Raw genomic sequence first — 20,734 nt, 5'->3', positions numbered from 1 at the left:
TGGCGGTGGATGCTGCTCTCTCTGATCGCAAATTTTCTGGTCATCAATAATGGGGCGCATGCTGTTTCCCTTGATGCCAATACCCTTAATGCAATTACCCTCGAGAAATTGCAGCAACGTTTCGCGCACCAACCGGTCGTGAGGGCGCATTTTACGCAAGTGCGCCAAATTCAGGGTATGCCCAAGCCCCTGCACTCCAATGGAGAAATGCTGGTTTCTCAGCAGAAGGGATTATGGTGGCACCAGCAAAAACCCTTCCCGCTGACATTAGTCCTGGATGACCGCAGGATGGTACAGGTCATGTCAGGGCAAGCGCCGCAAATCATTACTGCGGATTCTAATCCACAACTTTTTCAGTTCAATCATCTGATGAGAGCTTTGTTTCAGGCCGATCGTGCGGTCTTGGAAGAGAATTTCAAACTCGAATTCAGCGCTCTCGGGCAAGAAAAGTGGCGTTTGGTACTGACACCCAAAACCTCGCCTTTGGATAAACTCTTTACGACGATCACACTAAATGGTCAAACCAACCTTGATGCGATCTTGCTGATCGATCGCCAAGGTGACCGTACTGAATTATCGTTTACTCAACATCAATTGAAGCCAGAGACGCTGAGCCATGAAGAAGAAGAACACTTCAAGTTCTGAGCCACACTGGCTTGCAATAATCTGGCTGCTAACCTGTACGGTTTTACTGATAGCCTTGTTAGCCCTACTGCCTCAATCCCGTTTGTCCACCAGCGTGCTGGCGTTACTGCCCGCGCAAAGTGCCGGGGACATGCCTCCGGCATTGCAAAATGAATTTATGCACCGTCTTGATAGCCAAGTCGTTTGGATGGTCAGCCCCGGAAAAACAGAAGATAGCGCACCTGCCCAATATTGGCAGGAACATCTGCAAAAAATGGCATTCCTGACTAATATCAAAGGCCCCATGACGGCAGATCAGCAACAAGCATGGGGGCGTTTTTACTACAGACATCGCAATGCAATGCTTGATCCGGCTACCCGTGACAGGTTGAAAGATGGGGGCAATCAGCAAGCTAACTGGATTTTGTCCCAAGTTTATTCCGCCTTTTCCGGTGTCAGTGGGCAAGAGCTGAATAACGATCCCTTAATGCTGGTCAGGGGTTCACAACTTGCCCTCCAGCAAACATCCAGCCAGTTGCGGCTTCACAATGGCTGGTTAATTGCCAAAGATAATGCTGGCAGGAACTGGTATCTGCTGCATGGAGAATTGAAGAGTTCTTCCTTCGACATGCAACAAGGGCATTATGCCGTTACTGAACTGAACAAGTTGCAGCAATCGCTAAAAAAACAATTTCCTGACGCCAATGTCATTTCACGGGGAACGCTTTTCTACAGCGATTACGCCACACAACAAGCGAAGCATGATATTTCGACCTTGGGCAGCGCGACTGTTTTCGGCGTACTTTTGTTGATTTATGGTGTGTTTCGTTCACTGAAACCACTGTTTTTGTGCGTGCTGTCCATCAGTATTGGCGCATTGGCAGGTACAGTGGCTACCTTAAGCCTCTTTGGTGAACTGCATTTTATGACGCTGGTGATGAGCATCAGTATCATCGGCATTTCTGCTGACTATGCCATTTATTACCTGACAGAACGCATGGTTCACGGTCAGGAAGCCACGCCGTGGCAAAGCATGCGGAAAGTTTTGCCTGCATTACTGATGGCATTGGCGACAACCGTTATCGCCTATCTGGTCATGATGTTTGCTCCGTTTCCGGGCCTGCGCCAACTGGCGGTATTTGCCGCGGCGGGATTGACTGCATCCTGCCTGACTGTTGTCTGCTGGTATCCACGGCTGGCTAGAAATCTGCCCGTTCGCCCTATCCCTGCCATGATCACGCTAATGCGTTGGCTGGCCTTATGGCGGCGCAATCGGATGTTTTATATCGGTTTTCCCAGCGCATTAGCGATTTTTGCCATATTGGGTATCTTCCGCTTACAGATTAATGATGACATTTCCCAACTGCAAACGCTGCCGCAGGAGATCCATCAACAAGAAAAAACCATCGCAGCGCTGACCGGACAACGCAGTGACCAAAAATGGTTCGTTATTTACGGTGATACAGCCGAGCAAACACTACAACGGTTGGAATCTTTCATTCCCAAGCTGGATGCAGAAAAACAGCAGGGCAATATCAGCCATTACCAGCGCTTTCCCCTTTCTTCTCAGGCACAGCAACAACGCGATTTTGAACTGATAAAATCAGCCGCTCCCAATATCATGGAAAAGCTGACTGAGGCGGGATTAATCACCAAGCAGCCCGACATGCATCCCATGACGGTCACACCGGGTGATTGGCTACACAGTGTTGTCAGTGAAGGATGGCGCCTGATGTGGATAACATTGCCAAATGGGCAAAGTGGTGTCCTGCTGCCGGTCAACGGGGTGAAAAATAGTGTGTTGTTACGTCAGTTGGCAGAAGACCAGACTGGGGTCAGTTGGGTTGATCGCAAACTGGCTTTTGATGAGATGTTTCAATTTTACCGAACCATGCTTGGCTGGTTGCTGGCGGGTTCAATCATTCTCATTGCCATCAGCTACCTTGTACGTTTGGGGCTGCGCCGTGGTGCCATCAGCATATTGCCATCATTGCTCTCCATTGGCTGCGGGCTGGCAGTTCTTGGATTCAGCGGTCATAGTCTTAACCTGTTTTCAATCTTGGCCTTGGTCTTGGTGCTCGGCATTGGCATCAACTACACCCTGTTTTTCAGTAATCCCCGTGGCACAACATTGACCTCTTTATTGGCAATCAGCGTTGCAATGTGCACTTCATTGCTCACTCTGGGCATGTTGATATTCAGTACCACTCAGGCAATCAGCAGCTTTGGCATCGTATTATGCAGCGGGATCTTTACCGCATTTCTTCTGTCGCCGCTGGCAATACCGGAACGCCAAAAAAGGAAAAAGAAATTATGATACGGCTACTGATCTTATCTTTGGCATGCCTGTTGGCTGCATGCACAAACTTCCCGCAAGATAATACGCCCAGCGCTTGGCTTAAGCCGGGAGTGCGTGTTTCCTTGCCTGAGCCGACCATTTCGCCTGCCATTAATGAACAACAATTGCTGACAGCCACAGTGAAAGGCAAACAGCAATCATTGATTGTGCTCCTCAGCGCCAACGAACAGCACCTATCACTGGTAGGTTTATCTTCATTGGGGATCAGGTTATTCAAATTGGATTACGACAAAAACGGTATCCATACCGAGCAATCCATTGTCCTGCCGGAACTTCCCCCCGCCAACCAAGTATTGGCCGATATCATGCTCAGTTATTGGCCGATTTCAGCCTGGCAAACCCAGCTTCCTGCTGGCTGGGAAATCAAGGACAGCGGGATTCTCCGTCAACTGTATGACAAGAGCGGGAAATTAATTACCGAAATTCATTATGAAACCCCAAACGGCAAACGGCACCCGATCCGCGTCCAGCAATTCATTTTTGGTTATGACATCGCCATTCAGCATTTGGAAGAATAAAACATGATTTATATTTCTGCGGTCGGTATGCTCAATGCTTTGGGTAACAATCTGGATGATATCGCCCAAAATCTCGTACTCGGCCACGCCCCCGGCATGTATGAGCGTTCTGGCTGGTTGCAACCCGATAAAATCTGCTGCCTTGGCGGTGTTGACGGCGAATTGCCAATCATTCCTGATAATCTGTCCAAGCATAACAGCCGTAACAATCGCTTGCTGCTGGCTGCCCTGCTGCAAATAAAACCACAGGTAGATGCAGCGATTGCCCGTCATGGCAGGGAACGCGTTGCCGTTATCATGGGAACCAGCACATCTGGTCTCGAAGAGGGAGATCAGCATGTCAGCCGAACTTCCCGGCAACAACCCGATGATCATTACCACTATTATCAACAAGAATTGGGTGACCCTTCCCGTTTTTTGGCCAATTACCTCGATATTGATGGGCCTGCATTTACCATCTCCACAGCTTGTTCATCCAGCTCGCGTGCGATTATCAGCGGTCAGCGACTTATTGAAATGGGGTTAGTGGATGTCGCGATTGTTGGCGGCGCAGACACACTGAGCCGTATGCCAATCAATGGATTCAATAGCTTGGAATCGCTTTCTCCTGCCCTGTGCGAACCTTTTTGTGAAAACCGTCAGGGAATTACTATCGGAGAAGCATCAACGTTACTGCTGCTTACGCGGGAAGCGCATCCTGTTGCGTTGCTGGGTGCAGGTGAATCCAGTGATGCCTGGCATATGTCCGCGCCTCATCCGGAAGGCAAAGGAGCCATTGAAGCTATCAATATGGCGTTGAACAATGCCGCCTTATCCCCGGCAGAAATCGGTTACATCAACCTGCATGGAACGGGCACAAAATTGAATGACCAAATGGAGTCCCTTATCGTTAATCAGATTTTTGGTGAAAACATACCGAGCAGTTCGACCAAGCATCTGACAGGCCATACGCTGGGCGCAGCCGGTGCATGCGAAGCCGGGCTATGCTGGTTGATGCTCACGCGCAATCTTCCTCTTCCTGCCCAGGATTTCTCACGCTCACAAAGAGATAGTTCATTGCCGAATTGTGGCCTGTTAACTCACCCCAAACGCTTGGAAAAACCGATTATCATGTCAAATTCTTTTGCTTTTGGCGGCAACAATACCAGCTTGATATTAGGAGTTGCATGATGGCTGATTATTTACCTGTGGATCGCTATCTTCCGCATGAGTCGCCGATGGTGTTACTGGATAACGTTGTCAATGTTTCTGACAGCCACGTCTATTGTCAGGTTACCGTCAGCAACAATGGCGTGCTGTCCCCTTTTCTGAATGAAAAAGGCGATTTGCCGGGTTGGTTTTCCATTGAAATCATGGCTCAGACCATTGGTGTCTGGTCTGGCTGGCATCGCAAAAAAAATGAAGAAGAGGATTCTGCGTTGGGGATGTTATTGGGAGGCCGGGCGATTCGATGCCAAGTTCCCGCTTTCACACAAGGCAGCGTGTTGGATATCCGAATGAATTTACTATTGCAAGATGAAAAATTTGGCAGTTTTGAAGGTGAAATAAGTTGTAACGGTATTGTGCTCGTAACAGGCCGCCTGAATACCTACCAACCTAACAAAACAGAACTTACACAACTAATAAACAGGATGGAGTAGCATAATGCGTTCAGTTCTAGTGACCGGTGCCAGCAAAGGGATCGGCAGGGCAATTGCTCATCGGTTGGCAGCGGATGGTTTTACTGTCATCGTACATTATCACCGCGATGCTAAAGGCGCAGAAGAAACACTGGAACACATCCGGGCAAGCGGAGGTAATGGCCGCGTACTGAGTTTTGATGTTTCGGATCGCACTGCCTGCCGTGAAGTGCTGGAAAATGATATCGACGCTCACGGCGCTTACTATGGCATCGTCTGCAATGCAGGGATCGCCAAAGATGGCGCATTCCCCGCACTGGAAGGCAATGACTGGGACGATGTTATCCATACTAATCTGGATGGTTTTTACAATGTTATCCACCCATGCATTATGCCGATGATAGGGCTGCGCCAAGGCGGGCGAATCATCACCCTGTCATCCGTTTCCGGCCTGATGGGCAATCGTGGGCAAGTCAATTACAGTGCCGCTAAAGCGGGCATTATCGGGGCAACAAAAGCATTGGCGATTGAATTGGCAAAAAGAAAAATCACCGTGAATTGCATTGCGCCGGGGTTGATTGGCACCGAAATGATCCAAATGGAAGAGTCTGCCTTGAAAGAAGCCATGAACATGATCCCAATGAAACGCATGGGGCAAGCCGATGAAGTCGCCGGGCTTGCCGGCTATCTGATGTCGGATATTGCGGGTTATGTCACCCGTCAGGTCATCTCAATCAACGGAGGGATGCTATGAGCCGCAGGGTCGTTATCACCGGAATGGGTGGCATCACAGCATTGGGGCATGACTGGCAAACTGTTTCTGCCGGATTGAAAGCAGGCACCAATACTATTCAACAGATGCCGGCATGGGCAGAATATGACGGGTTAAATACCCATCTTGGTGCACCTGTCACTGACTTTGTGTTGCCTGAACATTATACCCGTAAACGCATTCGCTCTATGGGGCGTGTTTCCCTGATGTCGACACGCGCAACAGAACTGGCCTTAGAGATGGCGGGGTTGCTTGGTGATACGATACTCACCAATGGAGAAACGGGCATCGCCTATGGTTCTTCAACCGGCAGCACAAAGCCCGTCAGCGAATTTGCCACCATGCTGACAGAAAAGCACACCAATAACATCACGGGCACAACCTATGTGCAAATGATGCCACACACCACAGCGGTCAATACTGGGCTGTTCTTTGAGTTGCGTGGTCGGGTCATTCCAACTTCAAGCGCTTGTACATCGGGCAGCCAAGCGATTGGTTATGCGTGGGAAGCTATCCGTCATGGATATCAAACTGTGATGGTGGCGGGTGGTGCCGAAGAACTGTGTCCATCTGAAGCCGCAGTATTTGATACTCTGTTTGCCACCAGCCAGAAAAATGATCACCCCAAAACCACCCCATCCCCCTTTGATATTAATCGTGATGGTTTGGTGATTGGCGAAGGTGCCGGAACATTAATCCTTGAAGAACTGGAACATGCCAAAGCTCGCGGTGCCAAGATTTATGGTGAAATTATCGGATTTGCCACTAACTGTGACGCATCCCATATCACCCAACCAAAATCTGAAACTATGCAGATATGCATTGAAACGGCACTAAAATCTGCGGGATTACAGCCGGCAGATATTGGTTATATCAGTGCCCACGGCACAGCCACTGAGCGTGGGGATGTCGCAGAAAGCCAGGCTACTGCCAATATTTTCGGCAACCAAACGCCGATCTCTTCACTGAAAAGCTATTTTGGTCACACACTGGGAGCTTGTGGCGCACTTGAAGCATGGCTGTCCATTGAAATGATGCGCGAAGGTTGGTTCGCCCCGACCATTAATCTCAACGAAGTTGATCCTGCTTGTGGCGAATTGGATTATATTATGCACCAGCCTCGTAAAATTCAGACCGAATTTATTCAAAGCAATAATTTTGCTTTTGGTGGAATTAATACTTCAATCGTAATTCGTCGCTGGAATTAATTTATACCCTTCGTCTTTCAAGTTGCCTCTTTGTTGGCTGTGCTCATTCACCCCGGTCACCGTTTTTGTAAAATTACGGTTATCTATGCTCCCGGGGATGAATTCTCTTGCCGCCGCGATGCAACTTGAAATCCATTGGATATAGCGTGTTAACATGATTAATAATAACAATTCCTGCTCATAAAAAATTAAAGGCCATCGAATGGTTAACTCGATGGCCTTAATTACGTTTCCGTTATTTCTTATTTTAGAAATCGACGAATCAATTCTAAAAACGCAATTAACGCTTTAAGAACAATGATAGCCGTATCAATAAACTCCTTGATTGCTTTCACCCGTTTTCCCTAGTTAGGGAGCACGACTTAACCAACCATTGCCTTTACACTGCCTGTCTGGTTGGCTTCCGTCAGTGTTAGTTAGGACACATCGTGCTCTGACTGAGGCACTAAGTCAGCACCATCTGTTACTCAGTCAGGACTTTGTGGCGTCCCGCAACATTTGCGAAATACTGAACTCCTTTTCATATCAAATGATCTTTAGTGGCAGTCATCGCATATATCCAACTAACAACTATGAATTATAAATTTATTACCAAATAATTCAATTGGTTAACCCTGTAATAAGAATCGATAAAAACAAAAAAACCAACTGGTGAGGTTGGCTTTTTTATTTTTATCTTGATGAGAATCGTCTATTTGTACTATTCACAAGGTTGGTACCTCGGTCAGAGCACGATGTCTCCTAACTAACATAGCAAGTCTATCCATTAAATCAGGAATTATCAACCAACACCATCGGGTAGTGTAATTTTCTATTTCAAAATTATTTTATTTCACATATGCAATTAACAACAAAAAATAGAATATCTAATTATTAAAGGCCATCGAATGGTTAACTCGATAGCTTTAGTTACGTTTCCGTTATTTCTTATTTTAGGAACCTGTCGATATGGCATTTATTCCTAAATGTTACCGCATTTTTTGCCGACCAGAGGGCTGTTCATAACAGCTATAGTAACCAAGACAAAGGGCAAACAAGGATAAGCGGTTGCATCAATACCATGAAAAATAAAAACTTATTTTATCATAACGGACAATCCGCCAATTCTTGGTTATCCTCAGGATCAAATAAAGCATATAACGTTCCACTTCAAGATCCTGCTACTCAAGCAATCAAGACTTATTCTTCGGAAATAGAAATGATTGAGAGTTATTCATATTTCATTTTTCAGCACTTTTCGCCGGCCAAAAGGCCATTCCTAAATCTATTGATAATCAAGGTAGTCTATGAATTCTAATAATACCCCTTCTTGGGGAGAACTACTTTCTGGACGCAACGGCTTGCTTTCAATCGCGCTCGCGGGAGGTGTTGCATTACATGCAATCAATATCTATGTCACAACAACAATCCTGCCGTCTGTCGTTCGAGATATTGGTGGGCTTGAGTACTATGCATGGAATACGACTTTGTTCATGGTTGCATCTATTATCGGTGCGCCATTATCCAAAAGCGTACTGAGCCGTTTCGGGCCACGTACAGCCTATATCATCGCTCTCATCATATTTTGTATAGGCACACTCATATGTTCTAGTGCAAAAGACATGTTATGGATGCTGACAGGGCGATTTGCCCAAGGCTTCGGTGGTGGAATTCTATTTGCACTCAGCTATGCACTCATCCGTATTGTATTTAATGAACGTTTATGGCCCCGCGCAATGGCAATAGTTTCCGGAATGTGGGGTATTGCAACACTCTGTGGCCCTGCCGTCGGAGGCATCTTTGCACACTCAGACTCTTGGCGGTTCGCATTTATAGCGCTTTTTCCTGTTGCCGCTGTACTTGCGATAATCGTGCTGACCCAACTGCCATCTCATGAGAAATCCAGTATTCAGTCGGGGCAGGTCGCGCTTGGTAAGATCCTGCTACTTGGCGTATCGGTACTCATCATTTCCGTTGCCAGCCTATCGAAGGAACTTATTGTAAACATTGTAGGTGTTGTAGCTGGGTTCGCTATAGCCACGTTGATTGCACGCTTTGACCATAAATCGAAAATTAAGCTTATGCCAACGGGTGCTTACAATATACGCATGCCCCTTGGTGCGATTTATGCCTGCATGAGCTTACTTGTCATTGGCATAACGACCGAGATATTTGTCCCCTATTTTCTACAAACCATCCACGGCCATAGCCCATTAATCGCTGGGTATGCTACGGCATTAATGGCTGCTGGCTGGACAGTGGGCTCATTATTCAGTTCAGGGCGCAGTCCACATACAGCACAAAAATTTGTTCGACTTGGCCCCGTTCTTGTTGTGCTTGCGCTCCTCGTGCTGGCGATCATCATTCCACCACAGCACCTGTTTGGCTCAGTAGCTAGCCTTACACTGATATGCATAGTGCTGACTGCTGTCGGTATCGGCATTGGTGCGACCTGGCCTCATCTACTTACTCAGGTACTTAAAAATGCGCCTGCTGGTCAGGAAGATCTTGCATCGACATCGATCACCACCGTACAGCTCTACGCTACAGCCATTGGTTCTGCGCTTGCTGGCATTGTCGCTAATCTGGCAGGATTCTCTGATCCCGGAGGCTTAGCCGGTGCACAAAATTCGGCTATGTGGCTGTTCGCAATTTTTGCGATTGCTCCGGTACTTGCTACATTTGTCGCGCGCAGAGCTTCTATCCAACAGGGAGGCAGTACCCCGCAACGATAAAGAGGGTTTACGGCGATTTTTGCTAATAACACTTCCTGCTCATAAAGAATTAAAGGCCATTGGGTGGTTAACCCAAATGGCCTTATTTACGTTTCCGTTATTTCTTATTTTAGAAATCGACGGATCAATTCTAAAAGCGCAATTAACGCCTTAAGAACGATGATAGTCGTCTAAAAAAACCAACTGGTGAGGTTGGTTTTTTTGTTTTTATTGTGATGGAAATCGTCTATTTTTGCTATTTACAAGCCTGCTACCTTGATTATAGCGCGACCCCTTTCAACTAACATTATTAGTTTATCTATTAAATAAGGAATGCTCAACCAACACCATCGCATAGAGTAATTGCCTATTTCAAAATTATTTTACATATTCAATTAACTATAAAAAAGAGAATCTCTAATTATTAAAGGCCATCGAATGGTTAACTCGATGGCCTTAATTACGTTTCCGTTATTTCTTATTTCAGAAATCGACGGATCAGTTCTAAAAACGCAATTAACGCTTTAAGAACGATGATAGCCGTATCAATAAACTCCTTGATTGCTTTCACCCGTTTTCCCTAGTTAGGGAGCGCGACTTAACCAGCCATTGCCTTTACACTGCCTGTTTGACTAGTTCTTATCGTATTTGTTAATTTTAAGATGTCGCGCTCCGGCCGAGGCACTGAATCAGCACCACCTGTATTCAGCCAGGACTTAAGTAAACTTGTATAAAATATATAAGCCAGAACACGAGTCTAAATTAACAAAAGTGATTATAGATTTATTTTGGCATGATTCAATGAATTAATGTTCATAACATGAAGGAAAACAAAAAAACCAACTGGTGGGGTTGGTTTTTTTGTTTTTTTACTCTTAAACAGCTAATAAGCCACTCGGTCAAAGCGCGACATCTTAAAATTAACCTTATCAGAATACGCCCTTAAGTTAAGAAAATCAATTTTTTGTTAGAATTTTATTTTTATGCCTAAATTTAGGAGGTTATTTCAGTGTTATTCATATAGTTAATGAAAAAAATAAAAATAAAGATTTAATTAGAATTTTTATTAATAACTCTACCACTTCATCCAATCACAGATGAATACTTTTATCTCAACCTATCCGATTTAGCGCCACATACAGAGCAAATAACTTTCAATACGCGTATGTTACTTATGTTCCCATGGTTTTATTGCAAAAGGTTTAAGCTTTTGGCGTATTTTACCCTTAATGTGGCGCAATCTTACGTCATTTATCCATGTAATATTATGGATACAACTCCTTAATTACTCCATCCAAAGTAGTGAATCTCCGGGACTGACAAAGCGACCCGGCTGGCAGTTAATGCGTGTAATCCGCCCGGATTGCGGTGCATAAATTGCCAGTTCCATTTTCATCGCTTCGACGATGATTAAAGGCTGCCCCTCTGTGACCTCTTCGCCCAATTCAACCAATACTTTCCAGATATTGCCGTTCATATCAGAGCTGACTTGAATAACGTTTTCCCCCACATCAAGCTCTGTGAGGGGTTCTTCAATCTCCGGAATGGGGCTTGACTCCTCCTGCTGCCAGTGCGCCACCTCGTTTTCAAATGCCATCGCCTGCCGTTGCTGAAAAGAGGTGATTTCTTCCGCATGCTCACGCAAAAATTGCAGGTGCTGTGCAAAATCAAACTGAGTTTCCTCAATGCGAATCGCAGCACGCCCTTCCCGGAATTCTTCCCGTTGTTGCTCCAGTTCCTGCTCACTGACAGGATAAAAGCGTATTTGGTCAAAAAACCGCAATAGCCAAGGCTTCCCGGCAGCAAATTGTGGGTTTTTCAGGAACTTGTTCCAAATCGGTAATGTTCTCCCCACCAATTGATAACCACCCGGTGAATCCATGCCATATATGCACATATACATGCCGCCAATGCCGACAGTGCCTTCTGCGGTAAAGGTTCTCGCGGGGTTATATTTGGAACTGAGAAGGCGATGGCGAGGATCTATGGGAACGGCGCACGGAGCCCCAAGATATACATCCCCCAAACCAAGAACCAGATAACTCGCATCATAGATAATGCGGCGAACGTCATCACGATGCGCCAGCCCATTGATGCGTTGAATAAAATCAACGTTATTCGGCAACCAAGGAGCGTTGGCACGAACCGTATCCTGATAACGGCTGACTGCGCCCAGCGTTGCACTGTCTTCAAATGCCATTGGCAGGTGTATCACACGTGATGGCACTTTCATGGTGTCCAAATTTCCAAGCTGCCTTTCCAGAGACAGCAACAACACCACGAGTTCCCGCTGGGGAAGTTGATGGTTATCATAACGAATTTGCAAGGAACGTACGCCCGGCGCTATTTCTTTGATGCCCGGAAGGGACAGTTCATGCAATTTATCCATCAGTAGATGGATCCGCAGGCGCAGTGTCAAATCTAAAACATTATCGCCATATTCAATCAGAATATAGTTATCACCTGCCTGACGATAAATGACCGCTGGAGTGCTGTCTGTGGCGGCTACTGCTGCCAGCACCGCAGCAGAAACCCCATCCCCAAATACACCATTTACAGATACCGATGGTGGCACATTGAACGTTGATGCTGAACTTAAAAGCGGATGATTTTCCAGTGTAGCGACAAAATGCTCCTGCTGCTCTTCTAAAACGAAAGCTTCTTCAATACTGATTGGATAGAAACGAATACGATCACCGGGCTTGACTTGACCCACTTTCCATAACTCGGCTTTGGCAATGGTAACCGGACAAACAAAACCACCAAGGCTAGGCCCGTCACGGGTTAAGATCACCGGAAAATCGCCCGTGAAATTAATGGAGCCTATGGCATATTCGCAGTCATGAATATTGGAAGGATGCAGGCCGGCTTCCCCGCCATCCGGGCGGGCCCAGCGGGGCTTAGGGCCGATCAAGCGCACTCCTAAACGATTTGAGTTGAAATGTACTTGCCATTCGCTGGCGAAAAACTCCTCAAGATAATCTGGTGTAAAGAAATCAGGTGATCCATGTGGCCCATGCAGTACGCCGATATGCCATATTTCTCCGTAGAGAGGGATCAATGATGGCGCGAGAGCTTGTGGATCACGGATAGTCACTGGTGCTGTGTCAACGTCCGATGCGAGTTGCGTTATCGGTATCATGTCGGCAATTTTTAAAACACGGCCAGCAAGCCCCCCGAATTGGCCGAGGGCAAAAGTGGAGCGACTGCCCAGATAACAAGGGGCATCAATACCATTTCTGACCGCAAGGTATGTCCGGCAACCTGATTGTGCCCTGCCCAGCGTCAGTACTTGACCCGCCCTGATGCTCACTGGCTGCCAATAAGCGACAGCTTCGCCATCCAACAATGCGGGGCAATCAGCTCCCGTCAGGGCAATCACGGCATCACAGTGGAATTGTAAGGTCGGGCCTTCCAGTGTGAATTCCAATCCGGCAGCAGAATCATGATTGCCGACAATGCGGTTAGCCAGCCGAAAAGCTAAATCATCCATCGGGCCGGATGGCGGTACGCCGATATCCCAATATCCCAATCGTCCCGGATAATCCTGGATAGAGCTCCACGTTCCCGCTTGCAAAACTTCAATTGCGTTTGCATGGGGAACAAAGCCATCGAGCATACGAGTCCAGGCTTCTCCTTTCTGGAAGGATTCACAGGCGGTAATTTGGCGCAAATACGCCAGATTGGTGGCAATGCCATGCAGTTGGCAGCTCTCTAATGCTGCACGCAGTTTGCTGAGTGCCTCATCACGGTTCTTTCCATAAACGATCATTTTGGCAATCATCGGATCATAAAATGGAGAAACTTCACTGCCGGTAACGACACCACTGTCAATGCGAACGCCATCAGGAAATTTAACTTCCGTCAGCACGCCGGGGCTAGGCTGGAAATGTTTGATGGGGTTTTCTGCATACAGGCGAACCTCAATCGCAGCCCCCACCGGTTCACGCACCAGTTGCGACCAATCAATGGGTAACCCGGCCGCAACTCGCAACATACATTCCACTAAATCAAGACCGGTTACACATTCAGTGACAGGATGTTCAACTTGCAACCGCGTGTTGACCTCAAGAAAATAAAAGGCATCGCGATCAACGTCATAGATATATTCTACCGTTCCCACACTGCGGTAATTTACAAGTTGCCCCAATTGTACTGCTGATTCCAGCAATGCTGCCCGGTTGCTGGCGGACAGGTTGGGAGCCGGAGCTTCTTCCACGACCTTTTGATTGCGGCGCTGCAATGAGCAATCACGCTCCCCCAAGGCCACGACATTGCCTTTGCCATCACCGAAAATTTGCACTTCAATATGACGCGCCCGTTCGATGCATCGTTCCAGAAACACGCCGGCATCACTGAAAAATTGCTCACCAAGATGGCGCACATTTTCCCATGTCTGGCGAAGTGTTTCTGCGTTATTACAGCAACTCAAGCCTATCCCACCACCGCCTGCGGTACTTTTCAACATAACGGGATAGCCAATGTTCTCTGCGGCACTCAGTGCCTCATCCAATGAATTGAGTAAACCTGTTCCCGGTGTCATGGGAACCCCTGCTTCAGCAGCCAGTTCACGGGCACGATGCTTTAAACCAAACTCACCAATTTGCTGCGGTGTTGGGCCGACAAATACAACTCCGGCTTTCTCACAAGCTTCCGCAAACGGCAGGCTTTCAGACAAGAAACCATAACCCGGCCAGATAGCTTCAGCACCACTCTGTTGTGCCAATTCAATGAGTTTGTCGATACATAAGTAGCCATCATGGGCTTTTTCTCCATGCAGCGGCAAGGCAATATCGGCTTCTTTAACATGCTGGGAATTTTTATCTGCATCTGAATATACCGCAACGCTGACAATGCCGAGGCGCTTCAGCGTACGGATCGCCCGGCAGGCGATTTCGCCACGGTTAGCAATTAATACGCTCTTAAACATAAGCCGCCCCCTGACTGATAAGCCAATTACGCCAGCCGCCGAATTCAGTAATATCGATGGCATTTTTCAGTGCAGCAGGCTCACAAATGAAACCTTTTACCCAACGACCGTCCTCCAATTCCATGGAGCCAATACCAAGGGGAGGGGGGATTTCAGCAACAAATTCACCAAAACGAGACAGGGGAATATCCCAAAGTTCAACGCAAATGCTCGCCCCTGTATTGTCTCTCACCAAGCCGGGCTTGAGGGGATGAGTGCCGGCAAGGGCATAAAGGCGATAGCAATGGGCTGTTTGTGTTATCTCAACAAATACAGCCTTGCGATCAATTAGTTGGTAATTCAATGGCATGCCCTTGAGATGGGCGCCAACCACAGCTAAACGGATGTGTTGTTTAGAGTCCGGAAACGCTGCTTCTCGGCCATAAACTATTTTTCCGGTTGCCCCGAGTGGCAGTGCAAGGTGTTGCTTCCAACGCAAGCCGAATGATGCCAATGCTCGATCATGCCAGGCAGGTGCAAGTAATGTGATCCCTGCCGGCAATCCATCGGTGCGGAAAGGTGCTGGCAAAGCAAGGGCAGAAAGATCTGCAAGATTCGTGAAGTTGGTATAGATGCCCAACTCCGTGTTATAGCGGATAGGCTCTTGTTTAATTTCTTCAATGGTTCTAATGGTCGGGGCCGTTGGCACGACAAGTGCATCAAATTTAGCCAGTGTCTGCTGGATTTTCCGCGCCAACTCTGCGCGTAGGTATTCAGCCTTGAAGGCGTCAACGGCACTGTAATTTTTACCATTAGCGATGATCTTGTGTACTGTCGGATCCATTTTTTCCGGATAGTCCAACAACTTTCCGACTATCGCCGTACGCTCCGCAACCCACGCCCCTTGATAAAGCTGTTCTGCCAGTTGGTTAAAGATAGAAAAATCAATGGGCTTCAGAGTAACCCCAAGCTCACGCAATTCATCCAACGCATTGAGCCACGCGGCTTCAGCAAGCGAGTCATTGTAAAATTCAGGGTTCTCAGGTATCGCGAATGAGGGATGTTCTGGCAAAGTGATGGGAGCCGTTGCGGGATTGATGCGGGAATATGCATCATTTTCGTCAAAACCACCGGCAATTTCGGCAATCTTTAATGCATCTTCCACTGTCAGGGCGAAGACTGACACGGTATCGTTGAGCAGGCAAGCTGGAACAACCCCCTTGCGTGAAAGCCAGCCTTTGGTGGGCTTTAAGCCGACAATATTATTGAACCCCGCAGGAATGCGCCCAGATCCTGCGGTATCCGTCCCAAGGGCGAACGGCACCAGCCCTCTGGCGACAACAGAAGCGGAACCGGAACTGGAGCCTCCACTGATATAGTCGGCATTGAAGCTATTTTTGACTGCACCAAAAGGGGAGCGTGTTCCGACCAATCCTGTGGCAAACTGATCCATGTTGGTTTTCCCTACCACGATTGCACCAGCGGCTTTCAACCTTGCTACTGCTGTAGCATCTTCATCCGCAATATATTCAAAGGCGGGGCAAGCGGCAGTCGTCGGCCAGCCGGCAACATCGATATTATCCTTGACGGCAAAGGGCACACCCAGCAGGGGATATGCGTCGGGATTGTGCTGATAACCCGCTAAAACTTTATCAATCTGAGCTTGTAATTGTTCCGGTGTGGCAAGATAAATCCACGCATTATCGTCAGGTAAAAAATCATTCAGTTGCTGTTGCAGTAAAGTCAAAATTGCTGTGGTGTCTTTCCGGCCCCTGTTTTGCCAGAATTTTAATGTATAGCCTATTATTGATGTCATGCTGTTAAACTCCCAATTGACATACAAGATGTCTTCATACAGCAAGACATATGCCAACATGTTAATTGGATGATTTAAAATAGATTTATGTAAGGGAAAGTGTGGCTGGAAGGCGGGTTGCACAACATTGGTTCATGCTATGAATGGTCGGTGAACTATAATGGTGCCTGTTTTTTCCCCTCTCAGTTTTCCCCTCTCAGTTTTCCCCTCTCAGTTTTCCCCTCCGTGACACGGAAATTAAGTGGGGGATTCTTCATAAATCTTTTCATTCATGAGTATCAGTTTTTCTCGTTGTATCTCTTGATAAGAAACAGCTATAGTCCGCATCACTCGAGCTATTTGAGTGACTTACCTACTGCTTTAATCACCAAGATATATTCCAGTCCTTGGCATATATCGTGGCGCCATTCGGCCAAAATCTTGATGAGAAGCAGCGCATTTCTAGCTGATTTTTTTATGTGGAGACGACAGTAGTGAAACTGCTGCGGAACAATGACAGTGCATTTGTACCTGTCGCGGGCTTGACTGTTTTTGCAATTGCTTCTGGTTACCTGATGAGTTTAATTCCTTTGTCGATGGCAAGTTTCAACATCGATACGGTTTATGCCAGTTGGTTAGCCAGTGCTTATTACTTTGGTTTATTAATAGGCTCCATGATGATTGAGCCTGTTATTGCAAAAGTCGGCCACCGTATTTCATTTATTGTTTTTTTGTTGCTTTTAACTGCAACCGTAATTGTATTGCCTTTTTTTCCAAATAAAGAAATCTGGTTATTTATTCGTTGTATTGCAGGTATCGCCGTTGCCGGGGTTTTTGTCGTCGTCGAATCGTGGTTATTGATTGGTGACAATCCCAAAGAGCGGGCCAAGCGATTGGGTTTTTACATGACATCACTGTATGGCGGAACCACGCTGGGGCAATTGTTGATTGGCCCCATCGGCACTCAAGGCATGATCCCTTTTATCATCATTTCAGCCTTGCTCCTGCTGGCAATTTTACCGCCATTATTTGTGCGTCACGGGCAGCCTCCGGCGCTTAATCACCAGAGCCTGTCACTGAAAAAAATCACTCAGTTCAGTAAGCCCGCTATCGTAGGTTGCATGGTGTCTGGGATTGTCATGGGCACGATTTATGGCCTGATGCCTTTATCATTAAACCAGAGCCATTTCAGTACCGATCAGGTGGGTGTATTAATGGCGGCCATTATTTTGGGCGGGATGATCATACAGCCGATTATCAGCAAACTGTCTGTTGTCATGAGTAAAACGTTTTTATTGGCAATGGTTTCATTGCTGGGCGTGTTTGCGGTAGGTATGGCGTATCTTTTTGATCATTATCTTGTGCTGATCGTTTCACTGGCGCTGCTGGGCATGTCTTCTTTTGCCCTATATCCAATCGCCATTACCCTCGCCTGTGACAATCTGGATTCATCCTATATCGTGGCGGCAAGCCAAGTGATGTTGCTGAGTTACAGCATTGGTTCGGCGGTTGGCCCGCTGGCTGCGGGGCATTTTATGCTGCAACACTATTTCAGTGTTCAACATAATGGGTTAATCAGTTTCTTCTTTATTGTCTTGTTGGCGACAGCCATTTATATGTTGCTGGCGAGTTTGCGCCGTAAAGACCAGGTATTGGCAAACTAGAAAAAATTAATCTGATACGCCACCACGTGTGGCGTATCACTTTAGACAATCAAAGCTCATTTTATTTTATTCACGCCTTCCCTCTTTTTCCTTTTCTTTATTCCTTTATTCCTTTGCTCCCATTCAACAAATAACACTATTCACTTTCCCGTTCGAAGAATGATTTCTTATAAAAAAATATTCGCCCTGATAAGAACATTATTGGTGTGATTAATTGCCGACATATAATAAACAACTTTAAATACAATTAGTTATGACATAGTTAACATAATGGTTTTCATTATTCTACTTAGCACTTATTGTCCTTGTTTTGCTTATTTCCGGAATGATAAGTTGAGGAAATGAACTGATTATAAATTGATATTTTACCGAGTATGCCTGTGCTTACTCATTTATGTTATTGCATTTTTTGTTGCTCTATCCCAAATGGTATTCAAGTTGATAGGAGACATTCAATGACACATTCCCTTCCTCTTCATGATGGTGATCACTTAGTACTCGTTGACAGTGATGTTGCCGCCAAGCTCGATGGGCTTGAATTACGACTTCTGGCAAATCGCGTTATTGCGTTTTATAACAACCAATTCTTTGACCTACAAAACATCATTGCGGGAAGAGGAGCTATTACCCGAAATGGCAATCCCTACGATCTACGACGCCAGAATCTGGCCGTGCAACATTATGATTTAGGTCGTCATAGTGAACTGGAATTACGCGAGCCTAAAACTGACAACGCCCGCTTTGCCGCACTCGCACCGAAAGCTAACGCAGCAACCTCACTGATTCATGAAGTACGATTATCACCCGGCGATCGCCTCGCGTTTTTGCCATTCGAAGAAACGCGCAATTTACCGAATATCGCTGCCGATGCGATCCATAATAAAGGCACACAACTTTCACTATCGCACTGGCCAGCTAACCGGACACCCGAACGCTATAAAGCTAACCTGTCGACAGAGAGCGTCATGGCATTTCTCATGTCTGATAAACCAGACTATCCGGCAGATGTGCGGCATGTGACAAGCGACCATTTTGACTTAGACGGACTAGCATCTGTTTATTCATTGCTCGCACCTGAGCATGCGCTGAAACATAAGCAACTGCTCATCGACATCGGGCAGTTCGACGATTTTTCTCGTGGCCATAACCCGCAGGCACGCCGGCTCGCATTCACGCTGAATACAATCGCAGCACAAACGCCACCTCCTGAAGGATCAACACCACACAGCACTGCGCACATTGCGGCCGTTTTCACCAAATTGTTGCCCGCAATGCGTGATTTACTGGATGCACCGGTGATCCAAGAGGAGCTTTGGCGTGATTCTGAACGAAATTATATGGCAACAGAGGCTTTACTCGATAATCCGAATGTCATGCTTGAGCAATACCCTGAGATAGATCTTGCGGTATTCCGTCTGCCTGAATCTGATGTGCCATACGTGTCTGAGCCACGGCGTTATTTCGGTCTGTCCCCCATTTCTTTCCATAATCGCACGCCATTGTCGACAATTGCACTTGTCACACAAGAAGACATTGTTGTCCACCAGCGCTATGAAGGATGGGTTGAATTGCAGTCCGGGGCACCACGGCCACGACGTGATCTATCGATTTTTATGCGGGCATTGGAGTCAGCCGAAACGAGCGGCTGCCCTTGGTATTATGACGGAGTGCAATACATCATGCCCCGTTTTGGACGTGGCAGTTCACAGCCAACCAGTCTACCGATCGAGACTATTTTGGACGAACTGAAACATTTTCTCGCGGTTGCTCCACCGGCTTGGTTATCAAGTCCGCATATTGCATCTTATTAGGTTATAATCAAAAATCGAATAAAATGACACCAAATATGGAATGATTCAATGCCAATACAATCATCTACAATGCAGCCATTAACAATACAACCCGCTGCTAAAACTGACTTTCCGACACTGATTCAGATCTGGGAAGCTTCTGTACTTGCGACTCATGATTTTCTGCCTAAAGAAATGATTGATGTTCTTCGCCCACAGATCCTGAATAATTATCTGCCCAACCTGACTGTCTACAAGGCGATGGATGATCAAAACAATATCATCGGTTTTATCAGCACAGCCCAGAACCGCGTGGAAATGCTGTTTATATCACCGCAGGCTCGGGGAACTGGGGTTGGCAAGAAATTGTTGAAATTTGCCATTAATGAATTGCAGGCCAATGAAGTCGATGTGAATGAACAAAACACACAAGGTGTTGGCTTCTATCTGCATATGGGGTTTCAGGTTTTTTCCCGTTCAGAACTGGATGGAGAAGGAAACCCCTTCCCATTGCTGCACATGAAACTGGCATAAAAACAATTGGCAAAGCTTCATTATCTTTTCCAAGGGGGAATCGTAACCCCCTTTTTTACATCACAAAATATTAACAAATATATCCGTGATATCAGAGAGAGTTAGCCATTTTTCAGTAAATAAAACCGAAAGAAAGTTAAAAATCATTCTGAAAATGATACCCCACGAAATAGATCATAATTATGAATGAGTCCCATAAATAGAATTGCCTAGATTTATTTATTTACAAAAAAATTAAATAAATAAAAT

The 20,734-nt window shown here is 46.5% G+C and carries 15 protein-coding genes and 1 pseudogene; 11 read left to right on the top strand and 5 right to left on the bottom strand.

Going from position 1 to position 20,734, the window contains the following annotated elements; translation table 11 throughout:
* Nucleotides 1-9: 9 nt before the first annotated feature.
* From FE392_RS06690 to FE392_RS06660, 7 genes are read left to right on the top strand one after another with little or no spacing between them, the layout of a single operon-like run.
* Entirely contained in the window at nt 10-645 is a 636-nt protein-coding gene (locus tag FE392_RS06690) for a LolA family protein (protein ID WP_439153468.1), read from the top strand.
* On the top strand, nt 617-2,941 hold the full coding sequence (locus FE392_RS06685) for an MMPL family transporter (protein ID WP_319929452.1): 2,325 nt from the start codon (nt 617-619) through the stop codon (nt 2,939-2,941). Before FE392_RS06690 ends, FE392_RS06685 begins: the two co-directional genes overlap by 29 nt.
* The gene (locus tag FE392_RS06680) at nt 2,938-3,501 is read left to right on the top strand and encodes a DUF3261 domain-containing protein (protein ID WP_319929451.1); all 564 of its coding nucleotides are present in this window, start codon (nt 2,938-2,940) and stop codon (nt 3,499-3,501) included. Before FE392_RS06685 ends, FE392_RS06680 begins: the two co-directional genes overlap by 4 nt.
* 3 nt (nt 3,502-3,504) lie before the next feature.
* Complete coding sequence (locus FE392_RS06675; RefSeq protein ID WP_319929450.1) at nt 3,505-4,671, top strand: beta-ketoacyl-[acyl-carrier-protein] synthase family protein; 1,167 nt, start codon at nt 3,505-3,507, stop codon at nt 4,669-4,671.
* Nucleotides 4,668-5,141, top strand: coding sequence for a hotdog family protein (locus FE392_RS06670; RefSeq protein ID WP_319929449.1), 474 nt, complete (start codon nt 4,668-4,670; stop codon nt 5,139-5,141). Before FE392_RS06675 ends, FE392_RS06670 begins: the two co-directional genes overlap by 4 nt.
* Nucleotide 5,142: 1 nt before the next feature.
* A complete protein-coding gene (locus FE392_RS06665; RefSeq protein ID WP_319929541.1) occupies nt 5,143-5,874 on the top strand; it encodes a 3-ketoacyl-ACP reductase FabG2 in 732 nt (243 codons plus the stop codon).
* Nucleotides 5,871-7,100: a beta-ketoacyl-ACP synthase gene (locus FE392_RS06660; RefSeq protein WP_319929448.1), complete on the top strand. Its 1,230-nt coding sequence runs from the start codon at nt 5,871-5,873 to the stop codon at nt 7,098-7,100. The genes FE392_RS06665 and FE392_RS06660 overlap by 4 nt, the downstream gene beginning before the upstream one ends.
* Before the next feature lie 242 nt (nt 7,101-7,342).
* Here the strand turns inward: FE392_RS06660 and dinQ (FE392_RS21265) are convergent, their stop codons facing one another.
* Nucleotides 7,343-7,414 carry a damage-inducible type I toxin DinQ gene (gene dinQ, locus FE392_RS21265; RefSeq protein WP_439153467.1) on the bottom strand — a complete coding sequence of 24 codons (72 nt, stop codon included), beginning with the start codon at nt 7,412-7,414 and terminating at the stop codon, nt 7,343-7,345.
* 972 nt (nt 7,415-8,386) lie between these two features.
* Here dinQ (FE392_RS21265) and FE392_RS06655 point away from each other — a divergent pair.
* Nucleotides 8,387-9,814, top strand: coding sequence for an MFS transporter (locus tag FE392_RS06655; protein WP_319929447.1), 1,428 nt, complete (start codon nt 8,387-8,389; stop codon nt 9,812-9,814).
* Between the two features lie 104 nt (nt 9,815-9,918).
* On the opposite strand, the pseudogene dinQ (FE392_RS21260) reads toward FE392_RS06655, so the two are convergent.
* The 4 genes and pseudogenes from dinQ (FE392_RS21260) to atzF form a co-directional block, all read right to left on the bottom strand.
* Nucleotides 9,919-9,981 (bottom strand): annotated as a pseudogene (gene dinQ / locus FE392_RS21260) (damage-inducible type I toxin DinQ); the annotation flags it as partial.
* A 290-nt stretch (nt 9,982-10,271) separates the two neighbouring features.
* On the bottom strand, nt 10,272-10,343 hold the full coding sequence (gene dinQ, locus FE392_RS21255) for a damage-inducible type I toxin DinQ (RefSeq protein WP_439153467.1): 72 nt from the start codon (nt 10,341-10,343) through the stop codon (nt 10,272-10,274).
* Between the two features lie 735 nt (nt 10,344-11,078).
* Nucleotides 11,079-14,723 (bottom strand): urea carboxylase, encoded by a 3,645-nt coding sequence (uca, locus tag FE392_RS06650; RefSeq protein WP_319929446.1) that lies wholly within the window; start codon nt 14,721-14,723, stop codon nt 11,079-11,081.
* A complete protein-coding gene (atzF, locus tag FE392_RS06645; protein ID WP_319929445.1) occupies nt 14,716-16,518 on the bottom strand; it encodes an allophanate hydrolase in 1,803 nt (600 codons plus the stop codon). Before atzF ends, uca begins: the two co-directional genes overlap by 8 nt.
* A 473-nt stretch (nt 16,519-16,991) precedes the next feature.
* On the opposite strand from atzF, the gene FE392_RS06640 reads away from it, so the two are divergent.
* The 3 genes from FE392_RS06640 to FE392_RS06630 all read left to right on the top strand — a co-directional run bounded on the left by FE392_RS06640 (nt 16,992) and on the right by FE392_RS06630 (nt 20,485).
* Nucleotides 16,992-18,161 carry an MFS transporter gene (locus FE392_RS06640; protein WP_319929444.1) on the top strand — a complete coding sequence of 390 codons (1,170 nt, stop codon included), beginning with the start codon at nt 16,992-16,994 and terminating at the stop codon, nt 18,159-18,161.
* A gap of 455 nt (nt 18,162-18,616) precedes the next feature.
* The gene (locus tag FE392_RS06635) at nt 18,617-19,972 is read left to right on the top strand and encodes a DUF6687 family protein (RefSeq protein ID WP_319929443.1); all 1,356 of its coding nucleotides are present in this window, start codon (nt 18,617-18,619) and stop codon (nt 19,970-19,972) included.
* A gap of 48 nt (nt 19,973-20,020) precedes the next feature.
* Nucleotides 20,021-20,485 (top strand): GNAT family N-acetyltransferase, encoded by a 465-nt coding sequence (locus FE392_RS06630; protein ID WP_319929442.1) that lies wholly within the window; start codon nt 20,021-20,023, stop codon nt 20,483-20,485.
* Nucleotides 20,486-20,734 lie beyond the last annotated feature (249 nt).

Origin of the sequence: Xenorhabdus santafensis (assembly GCF_033949405.1) — a bacterium.
GTDB classification, from domain to species: Bacteria; Pseudomonadota; Gammaproteobacteria; order Enterobacterales; family Enterobacteriaceae; genus Xenorhabdus; species Xenorhabdus santafensis.
This window is presented reverse-complemented; position numbering and strand designations above follow the sequence as displayed.

Excerpts from the sequence above, each read along its gene's own strand:
- FE392_RS06690 (WP_439153468.1), top strand. The coding sequence starts at position 10 with ATGCTGCTCTCTCTGATCGCAAATTTTCTGGTCATCAATAATGGGGCG.
- FE392_RS06685 (WP_319929452.1), top strand. The coding sequence starts at position 617 with ATGAAGAAGAAGAACACTTCAAGTTCTGAGCCACACTGGCTTGCAATA.
- FE392_RS06680 (WP_319929451.1), top strand. The coding sequence starts at position 2,938 with ATGATACGGCTACTGATCTTATCTTTGGCATGCCTGTTGGCTGCATGC.
- FE392_RS06675 (WP_319929450.1), top strand. The coding sequence starts at position 3,505 with ATGATTTATATTTCTGCGGTCGGTATGCTCAATGCTTTGGGTAACAAT.
- FE392_RS06670 (WP_319929449.1), top strand. The coding sequence starts at position 4,668 with ATGATGGCTGATTATTTACCTGTGGATCGCTATCTTCCGCATGAGTCG.
- FE392_RS06660 (WP_319929448.1), top strand. The coding sequence starts at position 5,871 with ATGAGCCGCAGGGTCGTTATCACCGGAATGGGTGGCATCACAGCATTG.
- FE392_RS06655 (WP_319929447.1), top strand. The coding sequence starts at position 8,387 with ATGAATTCTAATAATACCCCTTCTTGGGGAGAACTACTTTCTGGACGC.
- uca (WP_319929446.1), bottom strand. The coding sequence starts at position 14,723 with ATGTTTAAGAGCGTATTAATTGCTAACCGTGGCGAAATCGCCTGCCGG.
- atzF (WP_319929445.1), bottom strand. The coding sequence starts at position 16,518 with ATGACATCAATAATAGGCTATACATTAAAATTCTGGCAAAACAGGGGC.
- FE392_RS06635 (WP_319929443.1), top strand. The coding sequence starts at position 18,617 with ATGACACATTCCCTTCCTCTTCATGATGGTGATCACTTAGTACTCGTT.
- FE392_RS06630 (WP_319929442.1), top strand. The coding sequence starts at position 20,021 with ATGCCAATACAATCATCTACAATGCAGCCATTAACAATACAACCCGCT.